General features: G+C 46.5%; 7 protein-coding genes, 10 tRNA genes and 2 rRNA genes. All 19 read left to right on the forward strand.

The annotated features are described in order from the left end of the window. The first annotated feature begins 14 nt into the window (after window positions 1–14). Window positions 15–131, forward strand: a 5S ribosomal RNA gene (gene rrf, locus MHH52_RS00715). Window positions 132–168: 37 nt separating this feature from the next. After that, window positions 169–245 (forward strand) — tRNA-Ile (locus MHH52_RS00720). A gap of 84 nt (window positions 246–329) precedes the next feature. After that, window positions 330–405 (forward strand) — tRNA-Ala (locus tag MHH52_RS00725). Between the two features lie 170 nt (window positions 406–575). Continuing rightward, window positions 576–3504: ribosomal RNA gene (locus MHH52_RS00730) — 23S ribosomal RNA — on the forward strand. Window positions 3505–3586: 82 nt separating this feature from the next. Further along, window positions 3587–3678: transfer RNA gene (locus MHH52_RS00735), tRNA-Ser, on the forward strand. Between the two features lie 30 nt (window positions 3679–3708). Continuing rightward, a tRNA-Met gene (locus tag MHH52_RS00740) sits at window positions 3709–3785 on the forward strand. Between the two features lie 8 nt (window positions 3786–3793). Next, window positions 3794–3869: transfer RNA gene (locus MHH52_RS00745), tRNA-Val, on the forward strand. Window positions 3870–3901: 32 nt separating this feature from the next. Beyond that, window positions 3902–3977 (forward strand) — tRNA-Thr (locus MHH52_RS00750). A 14-nt stretch (window positions 3978–3991) separates the two neighbouring features. Beyond that, window positions 3992–4069 (forward strand) — tRNA-Asp (locus MHH52_RS00755). Between the two features lie 66 nt (window positions 4070–4135). After that, window positions 4136–4208: transfer RNA gene (locus tag MHH52_RS00760), tRNA-Phe, on the forward strand. Between the two features lie 9 nt (window positions 4209–4217). Continuing rightward, window positions 4218–4303 (forward strand) — tRNA-Tyr (locus MHH52_RS00765). A gap of 5 nt (window positions 4304–4308) precedes the next feature. Then, window positions 4309–4381 (forward strand) — tRNA-Lys (locus tag MHH52_RS00770). 140 nt (window positions 4382–4521) lie between these two features. Beyond that, window positions 4522–5625: a helix-turn-helix domain-containing protein gene (locus MHH52_RS00775; RefSeq protein WP_340006034.1), complete on the forward strand. Its 1104-nt coding sequence runs from the start codon at window positions 4522–4524 to the stop codon at window positions 5623–5625. Window positions 5626–5739: 114 nt separating this feature from the next. After that, window positions 5740–6861 carry a sn-glycerol-3-phosphate ABC transporter ATP-binding protein UgpC gene (gene ugpC, locus MHH52_RS00780; RefSeq protein WP_060626414.1) on the forward strand — a complete coding sequence of 374 codons (1122 nt, stop codon included), beginning with the start codon at window positions 5740–5742 and terminating at the stop codon, window positions 6859–6861. Window positions 6862–7070: 209 nt separating this feature from the next. Then, entirely contained in the window at window positions 7071–8009 is a 939-nt protein-coding gene (gene hprK, locus MHH52_RS00785; protein WP_042123257.1) for an HPr(Ser) kinase/phosphatase, read from the forward strand. A gap of 12 nt (window positions 8010–8021) precedes the next feature. Then, window positions 8022–9053: a prolipoprotein diacylglyceryl transferase gene (gene lgt / locus MHH52_RS00790; protein ID WP_313639151.1), complete on the forward strand. Its 1032-nt coding sequence runs from the start codon at window positions 8022–8024 to the stop codon at window positions 9051–9053. A gap of 5 nt (window positions 9054–9058) precedes the next feature. Then, window positions 9059–9715 (forward strand): pyrophosphatase PpaX, encoded by a 657-nt coding sequence (ppaX, locus tag MHH52_RS00795; RefSeq protein WP_340006035.1) that lies wholly within the window; start codon window positions 9059–9061, stop codon window positions 9713–9715. Next, the gene (locus tag MHH52_RS00800; RefSeq protein WP_340006036.1) at window positions 9712–10221 is read left to right on the forward strand and encodes an acyltransferase; all 510 of its coding nucleotides are present in this window, start codon (window positions 9712–9714) and stop codon (window positions 10219–10221) included. Before ppaX ends, MHH52_RS00800 begins: the two co-directional genes overlap by 4 nt. A gap of 293 nt (window positions 10222–10514) precedes the next feature. Beyond that, window positions 10515–11711, forward strand: a complete 1197-nt coding sequence (locus MHH52_RS00805) for an acyltransferase (protein ID WP_340006037.1) — start codon at window positions 10515–10517, stop codon at window positions 11709–11711. Window positions 11712–11739 lie beyond the last annotated feature (28 nt).

The following is an 11739-nucleotide window of genomic DNA, read 5'->3' on the forward strand; positions in this document are numbered from 1 at the left end:
CTCTTTCGTATGCGTTTGGTGGCGATAGCGGAGGGGTTCCACACGTACCCATCCCGAACACGACCGTTAAGCCCTCCAGCGCCGATGGTACTTGGACCGAAGGGTCCTGGGAGAGTAGGACGCCGCCAAGCGAACAATCAATTATTTGGTTGATTCACAATGTTATATGGGCTTTTAGCTCAGTTGGTTAGAGCGCACCTCTGATAAGGGTGAGGTCGGTGGTTCGAGTCCACCAAGGCCCACCATATAACTTTATAAAGTATGAGGCCTCCGAAAAGTAATCGGAATTAGCTTCAAAGCTACACTTCACTTTTTGGAGTGGATTTTATGGGGCCATAGCTCAGCTGGGAGAGCGCCTGCCTTGCAAGCAGGAGGTCAGCGGTTCGATCCCGCTTGGCTCCACCATAACTTTTTAAAACGAATAACTTTTTTATCTTGATCCTTGAAAACTGGATACCGAAACGAATTTGCGTTTTAGAACATCTTTTAGCAACTTGTGTAAACAAGTAAATGTTATTAGTGAGATGATTCCAAAAGAAATGTCATTGTATGATATTTTCCTGCGGAAAAATCAAGGTTAAGCTAATAAGAGCACACGGAGGATGCCTAGGCGCCAGGAGCCGACGAAGGACGTGGCGAACAACGAAACTGCCTCGGGGAGCTGTAAGCAAGCTTTGATCCGGGGGTGTCCGAATGGGGAAACCCAGCTGTGGTAATTCGCAGTTACTCATCTCTGAACACATAGGAGATGTAGAGGCAGACCAGGGGAACTGAAACATCTAAGTACCCTGAGGAAGAGAAAACAATAGTGATTCCGTCAGTAGCGGCGAGCGAACGCGGAACAGCCTAAACCTAAGAGCTTGCTCTTAGGGGTTGTGGGACGTCTCACATGGAGTTACAAAGGAATATGGTAGGTGAAGAGGTCTGGAAAGGCCCGCGATAGAGGTAAAAGCCCTGTAGCCTAAACTGTGTTCTCTCCGAGACGGATCCCGAGTAGTGCGGGGCACGTGAAACCCCGTATGAATCCAGCAGGACCATCTGCTAAGGCTAAATACTACCTGGCGACCGATAGTGAAACAGTACCGTGAGGGAAAGGTGAAAAGCACCCCGGAAGGGGAGTGAAATAGAACCTGAAACCGTGTGCTTACAAAAAGTCAGAGCCCTATCTATGGGTGATGGCGTGCCTTTTGTAGAATGAACCGGCGAGTTACGTTTAACATGCAAGGTTAAGTCGAGAAGACGGAGCCGCAGCGAAAGCGAGTCTGAATAGGGCGATTTAGTATGTGGACGTAGACCCGAAACCGTGTGATCTACCCCTGTCCAGGGTGAAGGTGCGGTAACACGCACTGGAGGCCCGAACCCACGCATGTTGAAAAATGCGGGGATGAGGTGGGGGTAGCGGAGAAATTCCAATCGAACTCGGAGATAGCTGGTTCTCCCCGAAATAGCTTTAGGGCTAGCCTCGGTATAAGAGTAGTGGAGGTAGAGCACTGATTGGTTGCGGGGCCCGCAAGGGTTACCAAGATCAGTCAAACTCCGAATGCCATATACTTATTGCCGGGAGTCAGACAGTGAGTGCTAAGATCCATTGTCAAAAGGGAAACAGCCCAGACCATCAGCTAAGGTCCCCAAGTGTGTGTTAAGTGGGAAAGGATGTGGAGTTGCACAGACAACCAGGATGTTGGCTTAGAAGCAGCCACCATTGAAAGAGTGCGTAATAGCTCACTGGTCGAGTGACTCTGCGCCGAAAATGTAACGGGGCTAAACACACCACCGAAGCTATGGCTAGATACGTATGTATCTGGGGTAGGGGAGCGTTGTATGTGGGTTGAAGGTGTACCGTAAGGAGCGCTGGACAGCATACAAGTGAGAATGCCGGTATGAGTAACGAAAAGATCAGTGAGAATCTGATCCGCCGAAAGCCCAAGGTTTCCTGAGGAAGGCTCGTCCGCTCAGGGTAAGTCGGGACCTAAGGCGAGGCCGAAAGGCGTAGTCGAAGGACAACAGTTTGAAATTACTGTACCACCGTAATCCGCTATGAGCGATGGGGTGACGCAGGAGGGTAGTGACGCGGACTGATGGATATGTCCGTCTAAGCAGTGAGGCTGATGTGTAGGCAAATCCGCACATCATTAAGGCTGGGCTGTGATGGGGAGCGAAAATTATAGTAGCGAAGGTCATGATCTCACACTGCCAAGAAAAGCCTCTAGCCAGGAGAAGGTGCCCGTACCGCAAACCGACACAGGTAGGCGAGAAGAGAATTCTAAGGCGCGCGGAAGAACTCTCGTTAAGGAACTCGGCAAAATGACCCCGTAACTTCGGGAGAAGGGGTGCCCCGGTAGTGTGAATAGCACGAGGGGGCCGCAGTGAAAAGGCCCAAGCGACTGTTTAGCAAAAACACAGGTCTGTGCGAAGCCGCAAGGCGAAGTATACGGGCTGACGCCTGCCCGGTGCTGGAAGGTTAAGGGGAGTGGTTAGGGGTAACCCGAAGCTATGAACCGAAGCCCCAGTAAACGGCGGCCGTAACTATAACGGTCCTAAGGTAGCGAAATTCCTTGTCAGGTAAATTCTGACCCGCACGAATGGCGTAACGACTTGGGCGCTGTCTCAACGAGAGATCCGGTGAAATTTTAATACCTGTGAAGATGCAGGTTACCCGCGACAAGACGGAAAGACCCCATGGAGCTTTACTGCAGCTTGATATTGAATTTGGGTACGATCTGTACAGGATAGGTGGGAGCCGTAGAAATCGGAGCGCAAGCTTCGGTGGAGGCGCCGTTGGGATACCACCCTGATCGTATCTAGGTTCTAACCTAGTACCCTTACCGGGTACGGGGACCGTGTCAGGCGGGCAGTTTGACTGGGGCGGTCGCCTCCTAAAGAGTAACGGAGGCGTTCCAAGGTTCCCTCAGAATGGTTGGAAATCATTCGAAGAGTGCAAAGGCATAAGGGAGCTTGACTGCGAGACCTACAAGTCGAGCAGGGACGAAAGTCGGACTTAGTGATCCGGTGGTACCGCATGGAAGGGCCATCGCTCAACGGATAAAAGCTACCCTGGGGATAACAGGCTTATCTCCCCCAAGAGTCCACATCGACGGGGAGGTTTGGCACCTCGATGTCGGCTCATCGCATCCTGGGGCTGAAGTAGGTCCCAAGGGTTGGGCTGTTCGCCCATTAAAGCGGTACGCGAGCTGGGTTCAGAACGTCGTGAGACAGTTCGGTCCCTATCTGTCGTGGGCGCAGGAAATTTGAGAGGAGCTGTCCTTAGTACGAGAGGACCGGGATGGACGTACCGCTGGTGCACCAGTTGTTTCGCCAGAAGCATGGCTGGGTAGCTACGTACGGACGGGATAAGCGCTGAAAGCATCTAAGCGTGAAGCCCCCCTCAAGATGAGATTTCCCAATTAGTAAGACCCCTTGAAGACGACGAGGTAGATAGGTTGGAGGTGGAAGTGCAGTAATGCATGGAGCTGACCAATACTAATCGGTCGAGGGCTTATCCTATACTTAAAACGCAAATTCAATTCGGATTCAGTTTTCAGGGAGTCAAATTCCTGTTTGGATTGCTGTGGTACTGATATCGTTTGGAGAGATACCCAAGTGGCTATAAGGGGACCCTCTGCTAAGGGGTTAGACTGCGTAAGCGGTGCGTGGGTTCGAATCCCACTCTCTCCGCCATTTTCAATCCATAGCATTACTAATTATTGTGGCGGTGTAGCTCAGCTGGCTAGAGCGTACGGTTCATACCCGTGAGGTCGGGGGTTCGATCCCCTTCGCCGCTACCATAATACCTGGAGGCTTAGCTCAGCTGGGAGAGCATCTGCCTTACAAGCAGAGGGTCGGGGGTTCGATCCCCTCAGCCTCCACCATTTTCATCTCTTTAAGATTTATTTCACACCGTGCCGGTGTAGCTCAACTGGTAGAGCAACTGACTTGTAATCAGTAGGTTGGGGGTTCAAGTCCTCTCGCCGGCACCATTTTTTATCAATGCGGAACCGTGGTGTAGTTGGCCTAACATGCCTGCCTGTCACGCAGGAGATCGCGAGTTCGAATCTCGTCGGTTCCGCCATTTTTTTCCACAAGATTAGAGTGGGAAGTTTAAGACTACCACTTTATTTTTATGTCAATTTAATATGGCTCGATAGCTCAGTCGGTAGAGCAGAGGACTGAAAATCCTCGTGTCGGCGGTTCGAATCCGTCTCGAGCCACTTTTCCCTGGGGGATTAGCGAAGTGGCCAAACGCATCAGACTGTAAATCTGCTCACGTACGTGTTCGGTGGTTCGAATCCATCATCCCCCACCATTTATGAGCCATTAGCTCAGTTGGTAGAGCACCTGACTTTTAATCAGGGTGTCGAAGGTTCGAGTCCTTCATGGCTCATCCCAAACAGAAAGTCATCACCTTATGGTGGTGGCTTTTTTTGTGTTTTATGGTTGTATTATAGTAGCGCGCTACTGTAGCGATTAACATAATATAAGAGAATATGCTAAAATAGGCGAAAAGAGCAAAAGTGGTGGAGCATGGTGACTATGGATAGTGAGACATTGCGGAAAAAATTAGAGCAGCTCACCGGAAAGAGAACCGGAATCAAGCAGTTAGGGAGGCAGCATTCAGCTTCTCTTTTTAGCATGGGATTAGAAGTACAGGATCAGCTGGTAATCCATGAGGGTCATCTCTGGGCACCTTTGTATGAGAATGATGGACGTGTAACCGCTGTTTGGGTGGAAATGGAGGGGCTTACCTCTCTGGAAGTACAACTGGTCAATTATGCAGTTCGAAATTTTGCTATTGCACTTAAAGCTACAGGGCTTAGAGAAGAAGGTGAAGTGGAGGCACGGCAGCTTGGGGCCTGGTTGAACACGGAGCTAGAGAAAGAAAAAAATGACTCTGAGATTCCCGATGAGATGACCCTAAAGGGACGTCTGTTCGGAGACATGATTCCATTCCTCCTTAGTAGTGAGATTGCACATAGTCCGCAGATCTCTTATCGTTCACTGATGAAATTGCTGCGTAGCTATTTTGAGAACGAAATCCTGCTTATTCCGCTTCAAGAGAAGGAGTGGCTAATTTTAGCTCGCAAAGAATTGCTTACGGGCGGGGATGATAAGGATGATGAAGAAGAGAGCGTAGATGATCTTCTAGCACAGACTAGTATGGGTTTACATGAGCTGATAGCCAGTGAGTGGGTAGGAGTATTCCATTTGGCGGTAGCTCCGGCTATTGTCCCTGTTAAGGGATTGACAGGATCTGTGGCTTTGCTCAGGGAGACGATTGTACTCGGTCGTATCTTCCAAGTAGGTGAGTATATTCATTTACCTTGGGAACTACATTTGGAACGTTTGGTTAACAGTATTCCTGATGTACGCCGCAAACAGTTGCTTGGACAAATTGGTGACTATTCCTCTGTACTATCTGATAAAGAAATGCTGCTGACTTTGGAAACTTTTTTTGAGATGGACTGTAATGTAAGTGAAACAGCCAAGAAGTTATATATCCATCGTAATACACTGCTATACCGTCTGGATAAGATAAAACAAGAGACTGGAGCAGATGTACGAAGCTTTGGGGACGCAGCTATTGTGAAGCTTACTATGCTTTTGTATAAAGTGACGAAAAGGAAATAGGTTTTTTGTGAACCTTACAAATAGCCATCGTGTCCCGACTGGGTTAATATAAATGTACAAGGAAACAGAATTTTTATTTTAACTAATTAATAATTAACTCGAGGGGGAAATACAATGGCAGGCGTACGTTTAGAGCATATTTTCAAAAAATACCCGGGTTCAGATAAAGCAACAGTAATCGATATCAATCTTGATATTAAAGATAAGGAATTTCTAGTATTGGTTGGACCTTCCGGTTGCGGTAAATCCACAACTTTGCGTATGATCGCTGGTTTGGAAGAAATCTCCGAAGGTAAAATGTACATTGGCGATCGTGTAGTTAACGACGTTGCACCTAAAGACCGCGATATCGCGATGGTATTCCAATCCTACGCTTTGTATCCGCACATGAGCGTATACCAAAACATGGCTTTCGGTTTGAAACTTCGTAAAGTGAAGAAGGATGAAATCGACAAGAAAGTTCGCGAAGCTGCTAGAATTCTCGATATTGAGCATTTGCTTGATCGTAAACCAAAAGCGCTTTCCGGTGGTCAACGCCAACGTGTCGCTTTGGGACGCGCTATCGTACGTGATCCACAAGTCTTCTTGATGGATGAGCCTCTTTCCAACTTGGATGCTAAACTTCGTGGTCAAATGCGTGCTGAAATCACTAAACTTGTGAAACGCCTTGAAACCACTTGTATCTACGTAACGCATGACCAAACAGAAGCTATGACAATGGGTGATCGCATCGTAGTTATGTATGATGGTATCATTCAACAAGCTGCTTCTCCTGAAGAGTTGTACAATGAACCTACAAACCTATTCGTAGCTGGATTTATCGGATCCCCTACAATGAACTTTATCAATGGTACTTTGTCTGAAGTGAGCGGTTCTATCCGTTTCCGTGCTGAGAACCTTGATGTTGAAGTACCAGGCGGAAAAGCTCAAATCATCCGCAACAAAGGTTACATCGGTAAAGAAGTAATCATGGGCGTTCGTCCAGAAGATATCCATGAAGAGCCAGTATTCTTGGAAGCTTCCCCGAACACAATCTTTACTTCATTGGTTGATGTTACTGAAAACCTTGGTCATGAAATGCTCCTTTACTTGAGCGGCCTTGGTAAATCTACTGTAATCGCTCGTGTAGATGGACGTTCCACTACTCGCGAAGGCAGCAAGCCAAAATTGGCTATCGATATGAACAAAATTCACTTCTTTGATAAAGAATCCGAAGCTAACATTTTGTTGGGATAAGATTATTGGATCTTTTCTCTTTTGATAAAGCCACCCGAAAGGGTGGCTTTATTGTTTAGATGGACCCTGTTTGGTTAGGCGCTAAGATTGCATTCATAAGCGTTATCAATTAAGATAGCAGGAGAATTACCTCCGGAATGTAATGAGATCGCTGCCAACCGGACGCAGTAAGCGGACAAATACCGCAGGTGACGAAAGGACGAACTTACATGGCTAAGAAAGTAAAAGTATCTGAATTGGTACAGCATTTTCAATTAGAGGTTATTTCCGGCCAGGAAGGTCTAAAGAGACCTATTACGGTTGATGACCTGAATCGCCCTGGACTAGAGATTGCTGGTTATTTTGAATATTATCCGGAAGAACGTGTTCAATTGCTAGGCAAAACAGAACTCGCTTTTTTCTCCATGCTGCCTGAAGCTGAGCGGAAAAGTCGACTTCGTGGAATTTGTAATGACAATACACCTTGTATCGTAATTACGCGTGGTTTGGATGTGCCTCAGGAGTTAATTGATATAAGTAATGAAAAAGCCCTTCCTGTGCTTCGTAGCTCTATGGCTACGACTATTTTCTCCAGCCGTTTGACTAGCTTCTTAGAGGGGAAATTAGCCCCTACGGCGACGATTCATGGCGTACTCTGTGATGTATATGGTGTTGGTATGCTAATTACGGGTAGTAGTGGTATTGGTAAAAGTGAAACAGCCCTTGAACTTGTAAAACGCGGACATCGATTGATTGCTGATGATGCGGTGGAAATCCGTCAGACTTCAGATAACCAGCTGCATGGCACAGCACCTGAGTTAATCCGTCATTTACTGGAGATCCGTGGAGTAGGTATCATTAATGTAATGACACTTTTTGGTGCGGGTGCCATTCGTAATCATAAACGGATTACACTTGTTGTTAGATTAGAAGCTTGGCAGCAAGACAAGCAGTATGACCGACTTGGACTCGACGAGGAAACGACACGGATTATAGATACAGATGTTCCACTTGTAACGATTCCTGTACGCCCAGGACGTAACCTTGCAGTTATTATTGAGGTTGCAGCGATGAACTATCGCCTGAAACAAATGGGCTTTAATGCAGCCCTGCAGTTCACGAATAAGTTAACTGCGACCATATCTGAAGATATGGATGATCTCGATTAGGAGTGTGAGAGAATGTTCCCATTAGCACTAGATCCTATTTTCTTCTCCATTGGATCACTACAAGTACACTGGTACGGATTAATACTAGGCTTCGGTGCACTCGTAGGTTTATTTCTTGCGATCCGCGAGGGCAAACGGTTTGGTATACCACAAGAATTCTTTATGGATATGCTGCTACTAGGTGTGCCTTCGGCCATTATTGGGGCACGGATTTATTTTGTAGCGTTTAAATGGGAGGATTATAAGGATAATTTAATAGATATCTTTAAGATCTGGAACGGTGGTATCGCTATTTACGGTGCGTTAATTGGAGCCATTATTTGTGGGATTATTTATTTCCGCTATAAAGGCTACCCATTCTGGCGTATCATTGATATTTGTGCACCCGGACTACTTGCGGGCCAAATGATTGGACGCTGGGGAAACTTTGTAAACCAAGAGGCATACGGCAGCGTGGTTGAAGAGTCTTTTTTACGGGATAAACTGCATTTACCTGACTTCATTGTGAACCAAATGTACATAGGGGATGCTTTTCATCATCCGACCTTCTTGTATGAATCTCTTTGGAGCTTACTAGGCATCGCGCTACTTATGGTCCTTCGTCGCCAGAAATTTGTGCGTGCCGGTGAGATCTTCATGTCTTACTTTATATGGTATTCGATCGGTCGTTTCTTCATCGAAGCCGTGCGTACGGACAGCTTAGCGTTTAATGGAAGTGCAGGCGTGGCATCCTTTATCAACGGATTGTGGAAACCGATGGAATGGTTAGGCTTTGAACAAGGATACTTGGACCCAAGCTATGGAAATATCCGTATTTCTCAGCTACTTTCTCTACTGATCATCGTCGTAGCTATACTTCTTATCATTATTCGTCGGGTAACCGGTGAGCCTAAAGCACATTATTCTGATCCCATCGTGTGCACTAAACCGATCCATGCAGATAGCGTAGTGCCGGAAAGTGCAGCAAATACACCGCAGAAAGCTCGTCAAGGGGCACAACCTGGGCAAGGACAGCCAGCGGATGGAGATAAGAAGGAGCAGTAAAACTTATGATAGAATGCGTTCTTTTTGATCTAGATGGAACGATTGTCGATACGAATGAGCTAATTATTAGTTCGTTTATGTACGCGCTGAAGGAGAATGGTCTTACTCCACTCACTAGGGAAGAGATTATTCCGCATATGGGCACGACCCTTCAGCAACAGATGAGAGTCTTCTCTGGACTTGAGGATGTAAGTGGTGCGCTAGAAAGATCCTACCGTTCTTATAATTATGAACATCATGATGAGTTAGTACGTCCCTTTCCTCAGGTGAATGAGACAATGGAAGAGCTCTTACGTCGTGGGATTAAAATGGGGATTGTAACCACCAAAATTCGTCCTACAACGATTAAATCGCTTGAGATGTTTGATTTGCTGAAGTACATGGATACGATTGTGACAGTGAACGATGTTACTGAACCAAAGCCACATCCGGAGCCTGTTCTGACAGCTGTCCGTAACCTTGGTGTTGATCCTCGTAAAACCCTTATGGTAGGGGACAGCACGGTTGATATTCAATCGGCAAAGGCTGCCGGTGTATATGCGGCTGGAGTATCGTGGTCATTAAAAGGCGAAGACACTCTCGGCAAGTATCATCCCGACTATATCATCCATAACATGAAGGATATTATAGAAATTGTGGAGCGAGGAACGAGTGAATCGTGAGAAACGTAACCCGATATCCTGTAGAAGGTCATAACTCACTTTGGTACATTTACCGTACGGTTAGCCCGTGGAAGGGTGTCCGCAACTTTATTTTTATTCAAATCGCCCGTTATTGCCCGGTTCTCCCGTTAAAGAACTGGATCTATCGGCGGATTCTCGGGATGAAGGTAGGCAAGCATACCTCCTTCGGTCTGATGGCGATGGTAGATGTGTTTTTTCCGGAAAAAATAACGGTTGGTGAGAACTCAATTATCGGTTATAACACGACGATTCTGGCTCATGAGTATCTAATCAAAGAATATCGCCTGGGCGAAGTAGTGATTGGTGAAAATGTATTGATCGGCGCGAATACAACGATTCTTCCCGGTGTGACCATCGGTGATTGGGCAGTTATAGCCGCTGGCTCAGTAGTACACAAGAACGTGGCGGCGGGCTCTTTTGTGGGAGGCAATCCACTGCGAGAGCTGCGCCCTGCTTCAACGGACGAACATTCGGAACAAGTTTAAAGGATGCTTTGTAAACCCTGCAGTTTCATATTGCGTTTTTTTAGCGCAGGATCTGCAGGGTTTCTTGCGTCTTGGAGAAGCTTATTAAGGAAACTTTAAGTTCTTCTTAAGTTTTTTATACGGATGCAAGCGATATAATTAGCCTTAGTGATAACGCGAATCCCACGCTAGGCATTCAGCGTCAAATATCAGAACGTAAATTCAGCAAGTGCAGACTTCCTGGTATATTCAGTTTCCACATTCCGCTTAGCGTCTCTATGAACAACCATCATAGTAGAGAAGAGGAATATCATATGAATACTGTGAGACAGGAAAGGCTGCCCCAGCTGGATATTTTCAGAGCTCTAGCTATTTTAGGAGTGCTGCATGTGCATGCCTCATCTTTTGCTGCTGGAGAGCAGGCACTGCATTCTCCTTATTATTACTGGCTGAACTGGATTAACATTTTCTTTAAATTCGGCACGCCCTCATTTATTTTCCTTAGCAGCTTCGTATTGTTTTATAATTATTATGGGCGTCCTGTGATACGCAGCTTGGTCATTAATTTCTACCGTCGGCGATTAAAGTATATCTTACTGCCCTATTTGCTAGTTTCTATGGGCTATTACGCTTTAACCCTATATGTGAACGGACGATTGACACAGAACCTTGGAGACAACTTGTTAAGCTTTTCTAGAGCGTTATTCTCGGGTTCCGCATATGCGCATTTGTATTTTGTCTTTATTAGCATTCAGTTTTATTTACTTTTTCCAGTGCTTCTTAAGCTACTGCAGAGTTCCCGCTTCTTAGTTAAATGGACGATTCCGCTCGGCTTTGCACTTCAGTGGGGCTTTATTTTCTGGAATAAATATGAGTTGCACATTGTTGAAAAAGGGAGCTTGGCGATCTCCTACCTGGCTTATTATATGATGGGTGCTTACATTGCCATTCACTTTGAAAAGGTGAAGCTGTGGCTGATAAAGCCATGGAGGGAGCAGCCTGCTAGGCAAAAAGGATGGACCACTTTACTGGTGTCCTTGTGGTTAATTGCCGCCTTTATCCATGTGCAGCTATGGTATATGGCCCGCCATTATGGGGTGTGGACGGATTCGCTGTGGTACGAGCTGCTGTGGAATGTCCATACGATATTGTCAGCGTTGGTGCTGCTGTATGCTGCATTTTTGATCCATCGTAGGGCTCCACGCAGGATTGTTGCCTTTTTGACTCGTCTGGGTGAGCTTTCGTTTGCGATTTATTTGATTCATCCACTCTTACTAGCGATATACCGCAGGTTCAGTAATCATATTGCACCGGAATCGCTGATTTATGTTTTCTTAGTATACGGTGGACTTGTATTTGCGCTGGGAGGCAGCTGGTTCATTGTGCAGTTTACATTCCGCCGAGTTCCTAAGTCATGGATCGTCTTGGGGAGCGTGCCTCGGTCTCTGGAGTCTAGTCCGAAGTTGAAGTCGGGACATGCCTCTGATGAGATGGGGAAAGTTAATACTTGATTAAGGCATCACTTCGATGTGGAGTTTA

This window comes from Paenibacillus sp. FSL K6-0276 (assembly GCF_037977235.1).
Classification (GTDB): Bacteria; Bacillota; Bacilli; order Paenibacillales; family Paenibacillaceae; genus Paenibacillus_AQ.